The organism is Xanthomonas euroxanthea (assembly GCF_900476395.1).
Lineage (GTDB): Bacteria > Pseudomonadota > Gammaproteobacteria > Xanthomonadales > Xanthomonadaceae > Xanthomonas > Xanthomonas euroxanthea.
In genome coordinates this window covers 510,504-526,614 of record NZ_UIHB01000002.1, presented here as the reverse complement: position 1 = coordinate 526,614, position 16,111 = coordinate 510,504, and the positions used below count along the sequence as shown (strand labels likewise).

Below are 16,111 nucleotides of genomic sequence, written 5' to 3'. Positions count from 1 at the left end.
GCGCATCCGGCACTGCTCTTAACTTTGAGTACCGACCATCTCGACTGGTCCTTGCCCGCTCACCGTCGCGGGACCTTACGCGGCATGGATGCCGCGTAAGAGCCTCCATGGACGGATTCACGGCGTGTCCCGCCATGGTGGCCGGGCAAGGGCCTGCAACCAAGCGCCGGATCGACCGCTCTACCGACTGTGGAGCTTCAATCTCAACGCGGGCCGAATACGCTCGCCCTGCGCGAGGTCGCGGTGATGCCATCGGCGCCCAGGATCAAGTTGCGGCCCCAACTGCTGAGGCGCGTGGCGTTCCAGCCGATTGCGATATCCAGCGATTGCGTGCTGCTGTCGTTGCCCGACCACGACCAGCCCAGGTAGCCAACGTTGTATTCGCGGGCGCGACGCATGATCGCCGCCTCGTCCACCTGCGCGCCGCGATGGTCTCCTCCGAACTCGCCGATCACCAGTGCCAGCTTTTTATCGCGGAAGGCGCGCAAATACTTGTTGACCGTCGCATCGCTGCCGAACACTTCGTACATGTGCACGCTGAAGATCAGGTTGCGGCGGCTGTCGCGCGCCAGCAAGGCGGCCGCGTTGTCGCGCATATAGAACTTCCAGTCCTGGCCCCAGTTCGGTGCATCCACCATCAATGCGTGGGTCAGCCCGGTCTTGCGCAACGCGGCGATCGCCGTTGCATGGCCATTGACCCATTCGCTGGCGCTCAACTGGTTGCCGAACGGCTCGTTGCCGATGTTGATGATGACGTGGTCTTCGTTGCCGATCAGTGCCTTGCGGATGCTGGTCCAGTACGCAGTGGCATGGGACAGACCGGCGGCGGCGCCGTCTTCGCCATAGCCGGTGGTGTCGTGCACCTCCAGCACCGCGATCAAGCCCAGGCTTTTGCAACGCGCGATGATGCGCGCCACCTCGGCCTCCGGCGTACGGTTCCAGCGATAACCGGAACTGAGCACCACACGCACGCTGTTGGCGCCGGTGGCGGCAATGGCGGCCAGGGCCGCATCGGTTCGGCTTGCGTACCAGGCGTGCGGCAGATTGACGCCACGCAATACCACGGTATTGCCATTGGACTCACGCAGCTGGGTGCCGGACACCGACAGCCCTGCGTGCGCGGCAGACGACAATGCCAGGCCTGCAACGACCAGCAGCATGCGGCGGGCAAAACGGGGCAACGGTGATTTCACGATCGATTTCCAGGCAGCGGGGAGGATGACGGGCGATGGCGTAACTCACAGCGCCCGTGAACACTGTGTCAATTTGCGGTAGCTGTTGATGTAATCCCTGTCACACAACGAGCAGGCACCAAAATCAGTGCGCTGAATCGTTACTGCTAGTGGGACGACAAGGCGGGCTTACCACCAGTGATCGGCCAGGCGTCGATAATGTTGAGCGACGCGCATCGGTGCCGACGGCGCTGCCGGCCCGTCGCATCAGGCATGACTTAGGAACCGGCGCAATCGCCGGCCTGGCGCCCAGCCGTCGCCCAAACCGCTGCCTGATGCCGCCGCGTCGCGGCCGTCGCCGCGGCGCTTCAACCGCGGCCACCGTGCGGGAAAACCGCGTCAACTGAACAAAGCCCGGTGCTGTCGATCAAGGGATCACGCTTCAGGCCGATACGAGCACATGCATTCCGCGCTCGCTCCCGTCAGTTCCCCTCCTCCGCCCGAGGTCGATGAGTCGACCCGGTTGGCCGTCCTGCGTGGTCTTTGCCTGCTGGACTCGCCGCCCGATCCGGTGTTCGAGACCATCGCCGCGATGGCTGCCCGCAACCTGGGCGCGGAAATCGCACTGGTATCGCTGGTGGACGAGCATCGCCAGTGGTTCAAGGCCCGCATCGGCCTGGAGCCGCAGGAAACACCGCGCGACCAGGCGTTCTGCGCGCATGCGATCCGCAGCCACGAGGTGATGGTGGTGCCCGACGCACAACTGGATCCGCGCTTTTGCGACAACCCGCTGGTGCTGGGCCCGCCGTTCATCCGCTTCTACGCCGGCGCACCGCTGACGCTGCGCGACGGCCACCGCATCGGCACCTTGTGCGTGATCGGAACCAGCCCGCGCCCGGGTCTGGACGCCGAGGCGATCACCCAACTGGAAGGCCTGCGCGACCTGGCGGTGCTGCGGGTGGAAAACCTGCGCAGCACCACCTATCGCGACGGCCCGACCGGGCTGCCCAATCGGTCGCGCTTTGCCGAAGACCTGGATGCCTGGCTGTCGCAACGCGACAGCGCCCCGGCCACCACCGCCGTGGCGGTCGACATCTGCGGCAGCGACTATTTCCGCGAAATGGTCAAGGCGCTGGGCTGGGACTATGCCGACGGCTATGTGGCGCTCGCGCAGCGCCGCCTGGCGGCCTATCTGCCTGCCGGCACCGCGTTGTATCGGCTGGACCCGACCACCTTCGGCTTCCTGGCCCAGGTCGAGACGCACCGGTTGTCCACGCTGTGCACCAAGGTCTCCAAGGCCTTTGCCGAGCCGCTGGAACATCAGGGCATTCCGCATACCCCGGTGGCCTCGATCGGCGCGGTCTCGCTGCAGACCAGCTATGGCGCGGCCGACACCATCCGTTCGCTGACCACTTCGGTGGACATCTCGCGCGAGCGCGGCGCGCCCTGGAGCATGTACGAGCGCAAGCACGACGTGGCCCAGCGCAATACCTTCCGCCTGCTGGCGGCCCTGCCCGCCGCGCTGGACAGTTCCAGCCAGCTGCGTCTGCACTACCAGCCGCGCGTGGACCTGCACGATCACCGCTGCGTCGGGGTGGAAGCGCTGCTGCGCTGGCAGCATCCGATGATCGGCCCGGTGATGCCCGCCGACTTCGTGCCGATGGCCGAGAAGACCGCGTTGATCAACCGCATCACTGCCTGGGTGATCGACAACGGCATCGCCCAGGCCGCGCGCTGGCAGCAACAGGGCCTGGATTTCAATCTGGCCTTGAACGTGTCAGCCGCCGACCTGGACCGGCCCGGCTTCGTCGGCCTGCTGCGGCGTGGCCTGGAGCGCCACAAGCTGGATCCGCGCCGGCTGGAGATCGAATTCACCGAAAGCGCGATGATCCGCCACCCCGAGCATCTGGCCGAGCAACTGGCGGCGATCGCGGCGCTGGGCGTGCACATCGCCATCGACGACTTCGGCACCGGCTACAGCAATTTCAGCTATCTCAAGCAGCTGCCGGCCAGCTCGTTGAAGATCGATCAGTCCTTCATCCGCTCGTTGCCGGACAGCCGTACCGACCGCACCCTGGTGCCGGCCATGATCCAGCTCGGCCACAGCCTGGGCCAGCGCGTGGTCGCCGAAGGCATTGAATCGGCGGAGGCCTACACGCAGTTGCGCGCCTGGGGCTGCGACGAAGGCCAGGGCTACTGGATCGCCAAACCGATGCCGGCGGCCGCACTGGAAACCTGGCTGCAGACGCCGTGGCACGAGCAGTTCGAAGCACCGGTCAACCTGCTCGCTGCGAGCCTGGCCGCGGCGCGGGTGTAAGCGCCAACCGCACAACGTCCAAACGCAATGCGGCGCGACACCTGCGTGTCGCGCCGCATATGCACGGCTGATCTCAGCGTGCGGTCTGATCGATTACCAGAACACCGCATAGAGCGCGATCAGGATCGCCACGACCCCGATCGCACCGATCTTGAAGCCCAGCGTGGTGCCGTAGGCCACATCGTCGGTGCGGATCAGATCGCGTGCCTGGGTCGGGGCGGTCATCAACGACACCAGCACCGCCAGTACCAGCGCGGCCACGAACACCACCCCAATGCGGTCCATGAACGGCAGTTCCGGCCAGGCGAACTTGAGCGCGAACGACAGCACCACCGAGCCGATCGCCGCGGTCAGCGCACCGGCTTCGTTGGCGCGCTTCCAGAACAGGCCAAGCATGAAGATCACCACCACGCCCGGGGTGAAGAAGCCGGTGAATTCCTGGATGAACTGGAAACCCTGGTCGAAGTTGCCCAGCAACGGCCGCGCGGTCAGGATGCCGATGATCACCGCCACGATGGCCACGATGCGGCCCACGCGCACCAGTTGCTTCTGCTCGGTCTGCGGCCGGAACTTGGCGTAGAAATCCAGGGTGAAGATCGTCGCAACCGAGTTGATCTTGGAGGCCAGCGAGGCCACGATCGCCGCCACCAGCGCCGCGAACACCAGGCCCAGGATGCCGGTCGGCAACAGCTGCATCATGGTCGGATAGGCCTGGTCGGGCTTGGCCAGGTCCGGCGCCAGCACCACTGCGGCAATGCCCGGCACCACGATCACCAACGGCATCAGCAGCTTCAGGAACGCGGCGAACACCATGCCCTTCTGCGCCTCGCCGATGTTCTTGGCCGCCAGCGCGCGCTGGATGATGTACTGGTTGAACCCCCAGTAGCTGATGTTCATCACCCACAGGCCGCCCAGCAGCACGCTCAGGCCGGGCAGGTCCTTGTAGAACGGGTTGTCCTTGCTCAGGATCATGTGGAAGTGCTCCGGGTGCGCATTCCACAGGTGCTTGAAGCCGGCCAGCACGCCGGCACCGTCGCCGATCCGTGCCAGGGTCAGCCCGGCCACCAGCAGGCCGCCCAGCACCAGCAGCGTGACCTGCACGATGTCGGTCAAGGCCACCGCCTTCAACCCGCCATACAGCTGGTAGACCAGCGCGAACACGCCGATCAGTGCCAGCGCCAGGGTCTGGTCCATGCCGGTGACCTGGCTGACCGCGATCGAGCCCAGCCACAGGATCGAGGTGAGATTGACGAACACGTACAGCAGCAGCCAGAACACCGCCATCAGCGTGCGGATCCACTTGCCGTAGCGCTGTTCCAGGAACTGCGGCATGGTGTAGATGCCGTTGCGCAGGAAGATCGGCAGGAAGAACTTGCCGACGATCAGCAGCGTCAGCGCCGCCATCCACTCGTAGGACGCGATCGCCAGGCCGATCGCATAGCCGGAGCCGGCCATGCCGATGATCTGTTCGGCCGAAATGTTCGCGGCAATCAGCGAGGCACCGATCGCCCACCACGGCAACGACTTGCTCGCCAGGAAGTAATCCTCGGCGCTCTTGGTGTGACCGGCCTTCTCGCGCGAGACCCACTGCGCGAGCACGAAGATGCCGGTCAGATAGACCAGCACAATCACGATATCCAACGTCGCCAAACCCACTGCACTCTCCTGTCTGGCTCTGGGCGGCGCGTCGTGGAGCGGACAGGCCTGCAGACTGCCGCCGCCCGCACCGCGTGCATGGCGGCAGCGCGGCGAACCGCAGCTGCAGGCCTTCCCGGCCGATCGACGCGCGCGTCCCGCGGCGGCTGATGACACCACCGCTGAGGGTGGCCGCTGTAGCACGTCGCCGGGACCGGCGACGCGTGTGTCCTGATTACCTGGACACACCCGCAGGCGCGCCTGCGGGTGTGCTGCTTACTTGACCGGGCAGTCGAGCGTGACTTCGGCTTCGTTGAGCGCGCCCAGCGCGATCTTCGACACCGACAGGTCCAGCGCCGCAGCGCTTTCGATGCTGGCGACCTGGGTCAGCCTGGTCACGTCCGCACCGGCCACCGCAAAGCACTTCAGCGGCACGCCCAGCACCTTCCACTGGCCCTGCGGCAGCGCGGCCAGGGTCTTCTGCGCATCGACACGGCCGCCGCAGTTGTCGCCACAGCCCACGCCCAGCCATACCGGCCCAGTTACCGCGCTGTCGCGGCGCACGGTCAGCTGCAGCTGCACATCGCCGTTGCTCTCGCGCGAGACGTCGACCGGTTTGCCGGACACCAGCAATACGCTGGAGGCCTTGGCACCGGACCACACCAGGCGCCGCGCATCTTCCTGCGCCTTGTGATCGACGGCGGTCATCTTCAGGCTGCCATCGGACAGACCCACCGGCAGCGTGGTCGCCGGCATGTTGGCCTGGCCGGCGTTGGACAGCTGCATCGCAATGCCTAGCGCCGGCTTGCCGCGCACGAAGTACACCCCGCCCACCGACTGCTCGCCGGACACGCCCGATTCCTCCGGCAGCGCGGCCAGGTCGCCCTTGTCGGCATAGGTCAGGCCGAAGCCGAACTTGAACTGCGGGTCGTAATCCTTCTGGCCGACGTTGTTGGCGAACTGCACCGCGGTCCTGGGCCAGGAGAAGCTCAGCTTGCCCTTGAAGTCGTTCTGCACCGTGCCATCGGCCTTGCGCAGCAGCACGTCGGCAATGCCCTCGCCTTCCGAACCCGGCAACCAGGCGGCGACGAACGCATCGGCCGCGTTGATGTACTGGTTCATCCACAACGGGCGCCCGCTCAGGAACACCGCCACCACCGGGATGCCCTCGGCCTTGAGCTTCTTGATCAATGCCAGCTCGCTCTCGTCGCCCGGCTTGTACAGCAGGGTGGCGATGTCGCCCTGGAACTCGGCGTACGGGTTCTCACCGAACACCACCACCGCCACGTCGGGCTTGATCTTGTACGCACCATCGACTGCCAGCTCGGCGGTGCCGCCGGCGGCCTTGATCTGCTTGTCCAGGCCTTCCCAGATAGTGTTGCCGTTGGGGTAGTCGCTGCGCTTGGTACCGGTGCCCTGCCAGTTCAGCGTCCAGCCGCCGGACTGCTTGCCCATGTCGTTGGCGCCATCGCCCAGCACCAGCACGCGCTTTTTCGGATCCAGCGGCAGGATGCCGGCCTGGTTCTTCAGCAGCACCAGCGACTCGCGCACTGCCTGGCGGGCGATCGCGCGGTGTTCCGGCGCGCCCAGCAATTCGTACTTGCCGCCGAGCGGGCGCTTGGACGGCTTGCCGGCTTCGAACAGGCCCAGGCGCAGCTTGACGCGCAGGATGCGGCGCACCGCATCGTCCAGGCGCTCCATCGAAATCTGGCCAGACTTCACCGCGGCCAGCTCGGTCTCGTAAATGCCCTTCCAGCTGTCGGAGGCCATCGCCATGTCGACGCCGGCGATGAACGAGGCCGGGCAGTTCTCGTTGGTGCAGCCCTTGACCTGGCCGTGGCCATTCCAGTCGCCGACCACGAAACCGCCGAAGTTCATGCGGCCCTTGAGCACGTCGGTCAGCATGACCTTGTTGCCGTGCATCTTTTCGCCGTTGAAGCTGTTGAACGAGGCCATCACCGTCTGCGCACCGGCCGCGATCGCCGGCGGATAACCGGCCGCGTGGATGTCGCGCATGGTGGCTTCGGACACCTTGGTGTCGCCCTGGTCCTTGCCGTCGGTGGTGCCGCCGTCGCCGACGAAATGCTTCACCGAGGAAATCACGTGGCTGCCGTCGAGGAACTGCGGGGTGCCCGGCGTGCCCTGCACGCCTTCGACCATCTTGCCGGCGAAGCTGGCCACCACGTCCGGCGACTCGGAATAGCCTTCGTAGCTGCGGCCCCAGCGGTCGTCCTGCGGCACCGCCACGGTGGGCGCAAAGGTCCACTCCATGCCGGTGACGCGGGTTTCGGCGGCGGTGACTTCACCGATCTTCTTGATCAGCTCCGGGTTGCGCGTGGCGCCCAGGCCGATGTTGTGCGGGAACAGCGTGGCACCGACGATGTTGCTCTGGCCGTGCACCGCATCGATGCCGAAGATGATCGGGATCGCATTGTCGCCCTTGGAGGTGTCCATCGACGCTTCATAGAAGGCGTCGGCCAGCTTCAGCCACTCGGCCGGCTTGGCGTCGTACTTGCCGCCCGGGTCGGAGTTGCCACCGGCCAGCACCGACCCGATGCGGTACTTGCGCACGTCGTCCGGGGTCATGCTGGCGATGTCGCCCTGGATGGTCTGGGCGACCTTCTCTTCGACACTCATCTTGGCCATCACATCGGTGATGCGCTGCTCCAGGGCCTGGTCCTGGGCGAACGGCCACTTCGGCGACGGCCACTGGTCGGGATGGATGGCGGTGGACGCCTCGGCGGGCGCGGCGGCCGGTGCGGTCTTGCTTGCCTCGGCGGCGGTGTCCTTGCCTTGGCAGGCGGCCAGCATCAGCACCGCGGCGGCGGTAGCCAGAGAGAGGGCACGACGCGCGACAGGCGCGGCGGTACGACGAAGCAGCTTGTCCAAGATCCAGGTCTCCAGGTGGTTCTCCCCACGGCGATGCGTGACGCCGCAGGCCATTAGGCGGCGTACGCTTGCGTGATTCCCCTACCCTGTCAACACCGCGCGCTCGTATGCCAAACGACGAGCAACTTATTGGCCCGGGCTATAGGCTTGGAATACCGGCAGCACCCGTCAAACCACGGGAAACCGCCAAATCCGGCGTGGCGCCTGGGCTTGCGTGGCGGCGCACTTTGCTGCGATGCACCACCGTGCCGGCTCCGCACTGCGCAGCCCAACCCGCCGTTGCAGGTATTGCCGGGTTCGCTTGCGGCGCCCTGTTCGAATGCCCGCCAACAGGTGAGCTCGCCGTCAAACAACTGTCATACCCCGGGCCTAGCGTGACCGGCTTGCCGATGCGCCACCGGCCATCGTTGATCGTCGTCTTTGCCTGGAGTTTCGATGTCTGCCTCCCCCGATCCCGCCCGCCGCCGCCTGATGCACCTGCTGGCGTCCGTCCCGCTGTTGCCGCTGGGCAGCGCCAGCGCCGCCGCCCTGCAACATTTCGGCGGTGCGGCATTGGCCGCACGCCCGCTGCGGCCGTCGGACACCCCGACCCAGCTGGTGTCGGCCACCTTCCATGGCATGCCGGCGCCCAGCCTGGCCAACCCCGCGGCGATGGCCACCACCACGGTGGGCTCGTCGCTGACGGTGGCGCGCAGCGACGGCAGCACCCAGCGGTATGCGCTTGCGTACCACCCGTTCTTCGTCACCGGCGACCAGGTGCCCGACGGCAAGGGCGGCACCGTGCTGGCCGGCGGCTACTACGACATCCAGCACCGCCCGATCATCGACCGCTCCAAACCCGGTGCCGAACGGCCGTTCTTTTCCGACTGCCCGGACGGCTCCTCGCTGCTGACCCTGCCCGATGCCAAGGTGCCCGGGGTCAAGGGCAATCACGTCTTCGCGGTGGTGCAGTTCGAATACACCACCCGCGACCAGGCCGGCAACGACACCAACCGGCACCTGCCCGCGCCGATCGCCGTGCTGACGCTGGATCAGGACCCGGCCACCGGCAAGCTGTCGCTGGTGAAGTACCACAACGTCGACACGGCACCGGTGCACGGGCTGTGGACCACCTGCGGGGCCAGCCTGTCGCCGTGGAATACCCACCTGTCCAGCGAAGAATACGAACCCGACGCCACCGCGCTGGCCGGCAACACCCAGTTCCGCAGCTACAGCACGCATCTGTACGGCGACCCGGAGAAGGCCAACCCCTATCACTACGGCCATCTGCCCGAAATCACCGTCCACCCGGACGGCACCGGGAGCGTGCGCAAGCATTACTGCCTGGGCCGCATCTCGCACGAGCTGGTGCAGGTGATGCCCGACCAGCGCACCGTGCTGATGGGCGACGACGCCACCAATGGCGGGCTGTTCATGTTCATCGCCGACCGCAAGGCGGACCTGTCGGCCGGCACCCTGTACGTGGGCAAGTGGCAGCAGACCTCGGGCGTGGGCCCGGGCGCGGCCACGTTGCGCTGGATCAAGCTCGGCCATGCCACCAGTGCCGAGATCCAGGCCATGGCCGACCGCCTCACCGCCGCCGACATCCTCGACGTGCATCTGAGCGACCCGGGCGATGCCGCGTTCACCAAAATTCCGTTCAACGGCACCTTCAACTGGATCCGCATCAAGCCGGGCATGGAGAAGGCGGCCACGTATCTGGAAACCCACCGCTACGCCGCCCTGGCCGGCGGCAGCCTGGGCTTCACCAAGCTCGAAGGCACCACCGTCAATGCCCGCGACAAGATCGCCTACATGGCGATGTCCTACATCGTCACCAGCATGCGCGACGGTTCGGGCGACGTGAAGGTGGAGGGCCCGGACGCGGGCGCGGTGTACGCCTTGAATCTGCGCGGCGGCCAGCGCGACCACCACGGCGCGCCGATCCACAGCGACTGGGTGCCGATCGACATGGCCGCCCCGGCCGCGCTCACCGGCCACGACCTGGCCAAGGCCGACGCGCTGGGCAACCTGGCCGATCCGGAGCGCCTGGCCAACCCGGACAACCTCAAGTTCTCCGAAGCGCTGCGCACCTTGTTCATCGGCGAAGACAGCAGCCTGCACGTCAACAATTTCCTGTGGGCCTACAACGTGGACAGCGGCACCCTCACGCGCCTGCTGTCGGTGCCGGCCGGCGCCGAATCCACCGGCCTGCATGCGGTCGACCAGATCCACGGCTGGACCTACGTGATGAGCAATTTCCAGCACCCCGGTGACTGGGAAAGCCCGCTGCACGACACCGTCAAGGCCACGCTGGATCCGCTGGTGCGTGCCAACTACAAGAACCGCTTCGGCGCGGCGGTGGGCTACCTCACCGGCGACCCGGTGGCGGTGAGGTTGGGCAAAGCCTAGGCGCCGCCGTTCCAGTTGCAGCGTTGCGTGGCGCTGCAGCTGACACATACAGCATGGCGTTCTCGTTGCTGTCGCAAGGCCGGTAGAAGCGCAGCTGGGCGCGAGAAGCTTTGCCGGCATGGCCTGTCGCGCCCGGGTGCGCTCCTACGGGTGAGGCCGACGCGTGCAGCGTGGCGTCTCGCTGCTGTCGCAATGCCGGTAGGAGCGCACCTGGGCGCGAGGAGCTTTGCCGATCTAACCTGTCGCGCCCGGGTGCGCTCCTACAGGTGAGGTCGCCGGATGTCGGGCCGCGTCGGCGAGAAGCGGATCAGACCGCAAGTGCATGAGCGCGCGGCTCAAGATTGCCGCAACTCCAGCGCCGCCATCACGATGGGCTTGGCCCAGCCGGGCACCTGCGCCAGTTCGTCCGGCGTGGTCGGGTACTGCAGGCCGTTGCGGTCCAGTTCCAGCACCAGTAGCGGGGCAACCTGCCCGGTCGCATCGGCGGGCACGCTGTTGTCGTAGACATGCAGCACCGCCAGATGCGGCAGCAGCGCGATCAGGTTGGCACGCGAGGCATCGTAGCGCTCGCGGATCTTGCGCTCGGGGATGGCATGCCCGCCGGCGGCCACGCGCGCTGCGACACGTTCGATATGCAGCTCGACGCTGGATAGGCCGCAGAACCAGATCGCCACGGTGTGCTGCGCGCAGGCCTGCCGCAGCAGGCGCGGGATGGTGGTCGCGCCCAGGGTGGTTTCCAATGCATAGTCATGGCCGGCGTCCATGGCCTGACGCAGCCGTCGCACGCCCTCCTGCCAGGCTTGCGCATTGGCCTGTTCCGGTGGCCAGCCCTGCTCCACCAGCTCCCGGGTGAACGCGTCCGGGTTGAACCAGGTGCCGCCTTCTTCCCGCAACACGCTGCCCAGCAGCGAACTCTTGCCGGCGCCGTTGACGCCGGCCAGCACCAGGATGTTTCCCACGATCTAGAGCGACGGGCCCAGGGTGACCTTGCTGCCCCGGCGTGCCGGCTTGCCGATCACCTGGGCCAGGCCTGGGCCATCGGTCACCGCCGCCAGATGCGCGTCGAACCTGGCCCGCAATGCCTGCAGCGATTGCGCCCGCGTCGAGGCGGCCGCCGCTGCGCTCGCCTGCCTCACCAGACGGTGGTATTCCTCCGCATCCACCACGACCGCCTCGGGATGATTATGGTTGGTGATGACCACCGCGCCATGCGAGCGCACCTTGCGCATCAGGCTGGGCCAGCCCTTCACCTTGATGTCGGCGGCAGGGGATGTTTCGAGCTCGGGCAGATCCTGGAGGCGAGACATGGGACGGTCCTGCACGTGGTGGTGACTCACAGCGTACGCCCAACTTCCCATTTTGGGAAATTTGGCTATTTTGAACCAATCCATGCCGGACAGGCCGCCGCACAACGAAAACGGGGCCCGCAGGCCCCGTCGTCTTGCCACCGATGCACCAGGCTCAGCCGCGCAGCTTGGCCAGCAGTTCGCGCGTCACCGGGTCCGCCACGTCGGCCGACTCGCCCTTCAGTGCCGGCAGCAACTGGCTGGCCAGCTGCTTGCCCAGCTCCACACCAAACTGGTCGAAGGCATTGATGCCCCACATCACCGACTGCACGTAGACGCTGTGCTCGTACATCGAGATCAGCGCGCCCAGCGCTTGCGGGGTCAGCGCGTCGAGCAGGATCACCGTGCTCGGGCGGCCGCCCGGATAACTGCGGTGCGGATCGCTGCTGTCCTGGCCGTTGGCCAGCGCCTCGGTCTGCGCCAATACGTTGGCCATCAGCGCGACATGGTTTTCCGCGTACGGATCGTCGTTGTGCACGGTGCCGATGAAATCGGCCGGCACCACGCTGGTGCCCTGGTGCAACGCCTGGAAGAAGCTGTGCTGTACATCGGTACCGGCACCGCCCCACCACACCGACACGGTGTCGCTGTCCACGGCAGAACCGTCCAGCTTGACCCGCTTGCCCAGGCTTTCCATCACCAGCTGCTGCAGGTAGGCCGGCAGCAGGGCCAGACGCTGGTCGTAAGTCATCACCGCATGCGTGGCGCTGCCGAGCAGGTTGCGGTTCCACACCGCCGTCAGGCCATGCAGCACGGCGACGTTTTCTTCCAGCGGCGTGTCGAGCGCATGCGCGTCGAACTGCGCCGCGCCTTCCAGCAATTGTTCGAAACGTTCGAAGCCGATCGCCAGGGCGATCGGGAAACCCACCGCCGACCACAGCGAATAACGGCCACCGACCCAGTCCCACATCGGCAGTACGCGGCTCGGCGCGATGTCGAAGGCCTTGGCGGCGCGCTCGGGATTGGCACTCACCGCGTACAGCCGCTCGCTGCCACCCAGCCAGGCGTGCAGGATGCTGCCGTTGAGCAGGGTTTCCTGGGTGCCGAAGGTCTTGGAAATCAGGATGCCGGCAGTGTGTGCCGGGTCCAGCGTGGCCAGCGTGCGCTGCATTGCCGCGCCGTCGACGTTGGAGACGAAATGCACGCGAAACCGCGCACCGGACGGCGCACGCAAGGCGTCGGCCACCAACCGTGGCCCCAGGTCCGAGCCGCCGATGCCGACGCTGACGATATCGGTGACGTCGGTGGCTTCCAGTTGCTTGATCAGCGCGCCCATGCGCTGGCGCACTTCCGCAGCGGTTGCATACGCTTCGGAAGCCACCGGCGCATCGGTCAGGTCGCCGCGCAACGCGGTATGCAGTGCAGCGCGCTGCTCGGTGACATTGACCTGCTCGCCGCGGAACAGGCGCTGGAACGCGCCGGCCAGATCACGCTCGCGCGCGATGGCGAACAAGGCATCGAGCGCGGCGTGGTCGTACTTCTGCCGCGCGAAATTGAAATACAACGGACCGACCTGCCTGGCGTACTGCGTCGGCCGTTGTGGCTCGGCGGCAAGCAATGCGGGGATGGCAGCGCCGCGCAGGCGCTGGGCGTGGGCGTGAAGCGCGTCGAATCCGTTGGTGTGTGTCATGCGGCCTGCGTGGGGATGCTGTGGTTGGTGTGGGTGATCGCGTTGCTGCCGTCCACATATACCAGATTGGGCTTGAAGGTCTCGGCTTCGGCTTCGCTCATGCTGGCGAAGGCGGCCACAATGATCAGATCGCCCACCTGCACGTGACGCGCGGCGCCGCCGTTGAGCGAGATGATGCCGCTGCCTTCCTCGGCACGAATGGCATAGGTGCTGAAACGCGCACCGTTGGTGACGTCCCAGATATGCACCTGCTCGAACTCACGGATGCCGGTGGCTTCCAGCAGCAGGCCGTCGATGGCGATCGAGCCCTCGTAATTGAGCTCGGAATGGGTGACGGTGGCGCGGTGGATCTTGGCTTTCAGCAGGGACAGGTGCATGACGGGCAACGGCAAAGGAAAGCCGGCATTTTAGCGGAAAGCGCCGCTGTCCACCGACCTGCCCTACAACCGGTGGTGAGTGCTTCAGGCCGGCGCTGGACAAACGTGCCCGTGCGCCGGTTCGCAGGCATCGCCGGTCATGGCCCGACCCGGCGCTTGCAGCGGCATGGGGACCGCTCAGAATTCCAGGTTGTCGATCAGCCGCGTGGCGCCCAGGCGGGCGGCGATCAAGGCCACGCGCGCGCCGGCATGGCCATCGCCCGGCTCGCTCAGATCAGGCAGCCGCACCACCGCGTAATCGACGCGGAAACCGGCCTGTTCCAGCGCCTGGGTGGCGGCCTGTTCGACCTGCGCACGCGGGGTGCCGGCGGCGTAGCTGTCGCGCATCTGCAGCAATACCTTGCGGATCTGCGTCGAACGCGGGCGCTCGTCGGCCGTCAGATACTGGTTGCGCGAGCTCATCGCCAGGCCATCGGCCTCGCGCACGATGCTGCCGCCCAGGATCTCGATCGGAAACGCCAGGTCGGCCACCATCTGGCGGATCACCGCCAGCTGCTGATAGTCCTTCTTGCCGAAGGCGGCCACGTCCGGCTGCACCTGGTTGAACAGCCGCGCCACCACCGTGCACACGCCATCGAAATGCCCGGGACGGCACACCCCTTCGAGCACGTCGCTGACGCCCGGCGCGTGGATCGGCGTGGCCAGTGCGGTGCCGAGCGGATACATGGTGTCCACGTCAGGCAACCACAGTGCATCGCAGCCGGCGTCTTCCAGGCCGCGCAGGTCGGCCTCCGGCGTGCGCGGGTAACGCGCGAAATCTTCGTTGGGGCCGAACTGGGTCGGGTTGACGAACACGCTCGACACCACGCGGTCGGCGTACTGGCGCGCCAGCATCACCAGCGAATAGTGGCCGGCGTGCAGGTTGCCCATGGTCGGCACCAGCGCCACCCGCAAGCCCTCACGCTTCCAGCCGGTGACCAGCGCGCGCAGGGTGGAAAGATCGGTCAGGGTCTGGATCATGCGGCGTACGCGTGCGCTGCATCGGGAAAGCTGCCGTCGCGCACGGCCTGCGCGTAAGCGCGCACCGCGCCCGCCACCGAGCCGCCTTCGGCGAGGAAATCTTTGACGAACTTGGGACGGCGGTGGCCGCTGTCCAGGCCCAGCATGTCGTGCATCACCAGCACCTGGCCATCGCAGCCGGGGCCGGCGCCGATGCCGATGGTGGGCACCTGCAGCTCGGCGCTGATCTGTGCGGCGATCGGCGTGGGTACGCATTCCAGCACGACCAGGCTGGCGCCGGCATCGACCACGGCCTGCGCATCGCGGCGCAACTGCTCGCCGGCTTCGCCACGCCCCTGCACCGAGTAACCGCCAAACCGCAGCACCGATTGCGGGGTCAGCCCCAGGTGCGAGCACACCGGGATCTCGCGCTCGACCAGATAGCGGATCACCTCGAGCTTGTGCCCGGCGCCCTCGATCTTGACCATCTCCGCACCGGCCTGCAGCAGCCGGGTGGCAGCGTCCAGCGCGCGCTCCGGCGTGGCATCGGCCTGGAACGACAGATCGGCCACCAGCAGTGCCTGCTCCAGCACCCGCGCCACTGCGGCGGTGTGGTAGACCATGTCGGCAGTGGTCACCGGCAAGGTGGAATCGTGCCCCTGCACCACCATGCCCAGCGAATCGCCGACCAGGATCAGGTCGACGCCGTTGGCATCGAAGGTCCGCGCGAAACCGGCGTCGTAGGCGGTCAACATGACCAGTTTTCGACCCTCGCGCTTGGCCTGCGCCAAGGCGGGCACGGTCCAGGGCTTGCTGTCGGTATGGCTGCTCATGAAGTCATTACGTGGGGTGATAAGCCGGCCATTATCTACCCAATCGGCTCCAGCCCACAGGCATCGATGGCCTGCAGCGCGTGTCGCACTGTTCCATGGCCCGGAATGATCGCGTCCGGGGCAAGCTCGGACAGCGGCAACAGCGCAAAGGCGCGCGCCTGCAGATGCGGGTGCGGTACCTGCAAACGCGGCAGGTCGATCACCTGGTCGGCGTACAGCAGCAGATCCAGGTCCAGCGTGCGCGGGCCCCAGCGCTCGCCATCCACGCGCTGCCGACCGAAGGTCTGCTCGATGCCGAGCAGGGCCTCCAGCAGCGGCAGTGGCGCCAGCGCAGTGCGCAGCTGTGCCACGGCATTGATGAAATCGGGCTGGTCTTCGCGGCCCCAGGCCGGCGTGCGGTACAGGCGCGAGGCGGCAACCAGCGTGGTCTGCGGCAGCTCGCCCAGCGCGGCGATGGCCGCGCGCACGCTGGCCTCGGCCGGGCCCAGGTTGGCGCCCAGGCCGACAAAGGCGGTCTGCACG

General features: G+C 66.9%; 12 protein-coding genes. 2 read left to right on the top strand and 10 right to left on the bottom strand.

What is annotated here, in order from left to right; translation table 11 throughout:
• Nucleotides 1-203 precede the first annotated feature (203 nt).
• Nucleotides 204-1,160, bottom strand: coding sequence for a glycoside hydrolase family 5 protein (locus tag CPBF1521_RS09465; RefSeq protein WP_104648599.1), 957 nt, complete (start codon nt 1,158-1,160; stop codon nt 204-206).
• A gap of 472 nt (nt 1,161-1,632) precedes the next feature.
• Between CPBF1521_RS09465 and CPBF1521_RS09460 the strand changes: the two genes are divergently transcribed.
• On the top strand, nt 1,633-3,489 hold the full coding sequence (locus CPBF1521_RS09460; protein ID WP_104648598.1) for a putative bifunctional diguanylate cyclase/phosphodiesterase: 1,857 nt from the start codon (nt 1,633-1,635) through the stop codon (nt 3,487-3,489).
• Between the two features lie 93 nt (nt 3,490-3,582).
• On the opposite strand, the gene CPBF1521_RS09455 is transcribed toward CPBF1521_RS09460, so the two are convergent.
• Complete coding sequence (locus tag CPBF1521_RS09455) at nt 3,583-5,145, bottom strand: sodium/sugar symporter (RefSeq protein ID WP_115677099.1); 1,563 nt, start codon at nt 5,143-5,145, stop codon at nt 3,583-3,585.
• A 255-nt stretch (nt 5,146-5,400) separates the two neighbouring features.
• Nucleotides 5,401-8,013: a glycoside hydrolase family 3 protein gene (locus CPBF1521_RS09445; RefSeq protein WP_115677098.1), complete on the bottom strand. Its 2,613-nt coding sequence runs from the start codon at nt 8,011-8,013 to the stop codon at nt 5,401-5,403.
• Nucleotides 8,014-8,448: 435 nt separating this feature from the next.
• Between CPBF1521_RS09445 and CPBF1521_RS09440 the strand changes: the two genes are divergently transcribed.
• Nucleotides 8,449-10,404: a PhoX family protein gene (locus tag CPBF1521_RS09440; RefSeq protein WP_115676805.1), complete on the top strand. Its 1,956-nt coding sequence runs from the start codon at nt 8,449-8,451 to the stop codon at nt 10,402-10,404.
• 335 nt (nt 10,405-10,739) lie between these two features.
• On the opposite strand, the gene CPBF1521_RS09430 is transcribed toward CPBF1521_RS09440, so the two are convergent.
• The 7 genes from CPBF1521_RS09430 to folK all read right to left on the bottom strand — a co-directional run bounded on the left by CPBF1521_RS09430 (nt 10,740) and on the right by folK (nt 16,110).
• Nucleotides 10,740-11,363 carry an ATPase gene (locus CPBF1521_RS09430; RefSeq protein ID WP_115676804.1) on the bottom strand — a complete coding sequence of 208 codons (624 nt, stop codon included), beginning with the start codon at nt 11,361-11,363 and terminating at the stop codon, nt 10,740-10,742.
• 3 nt (nt 11,364-11,366) lie between these two features.
• Nucleotides 11,367-11,711 carry a type II toxin-antitoxin system prevent-host-death family antitoxin gene (locus CPBF1521_RS09425; RefSeq protein ID WP_115676803.1) on the bottom strand — a complete coding sequence of 115 codons (345 nt, stop codon included), beginning with the start codon at nt 11,709-11,711 and terminating at the stop codon, nt 11,367-11,369.
• A gap of 154 nt (nt 11,712-11,865) precedes the next feature.
• A complete protein-coding gene (gene pgi, locus CPBF1521_RS09420) occupies nt 11,866-13,380 on the bottom strand; it encodes a glucose-6-phosphate isomerase (RefSeq protein ID WP_115676802.1) in 1,515 nt (504 codons plus the stop codon).
• The gene (gene panD / locus CPBF1521_RS09415) at nt 13,377-13,757 is read right to left on the bottom strand and encodes an aspartate 1-decarboxylase (protein WP_115676801.1); all 381 of its coding nucleotides are present in this window, start codon (nt 13,755-13,757) and stop codon (nt 13,377-13,379) included. The genes pgi and panD overlap by 4 nt, the downstream gene beginning before the upstream one ends.
• Before the next feature lie 177 nt (nt 13,758-13,934).
• The gene (panC, locus tag CPBF1521_RS09410) at nt 13,935-14,777 is read right to left on the bottom strand and encodes a pantoate--beta-alanine ligase (RefSeq protein WP_115676800.1); all 843 of its coding nucleotides are present in this window, start codon (nt 14,775-14,777) and stop codon (nt 13,935-13,937) included.
• Nucleotides 14,774-15,589: a 3-methyl-2-oxobutanoate hydroxymethyltransferase gene (gene panB / locus CPBF1521_RS09405; RefSeq protein WP_115676799.1), complete on the bottom strand. Its 816-nt coding sequence runs from the start codon at nt 15,587-15,589 to the stop codon at nt 14,774-14,776. The genes panC and panB overlap by 4 nt, the downstream gene beginning before the upstream one ends.
• 35 nt (nt 15,590-15,624) lie before the next feature.
• Nucleotides 15,625-16,110, bottom strand: a complete 486-nt coding sequence (gene folK / locus CPBF1521_RS09400) for a 2-amino-4-hydroxy-6-hydroxymethyldihydropteridine diphosphokinase (RefSeq protein ID WP_115676798.1) — start codon at nt 16,108-16,110, stop codon at nt 15,625-15,627.
• Nucleotide 16,111 lies beyond the last annotated feature (1 nt).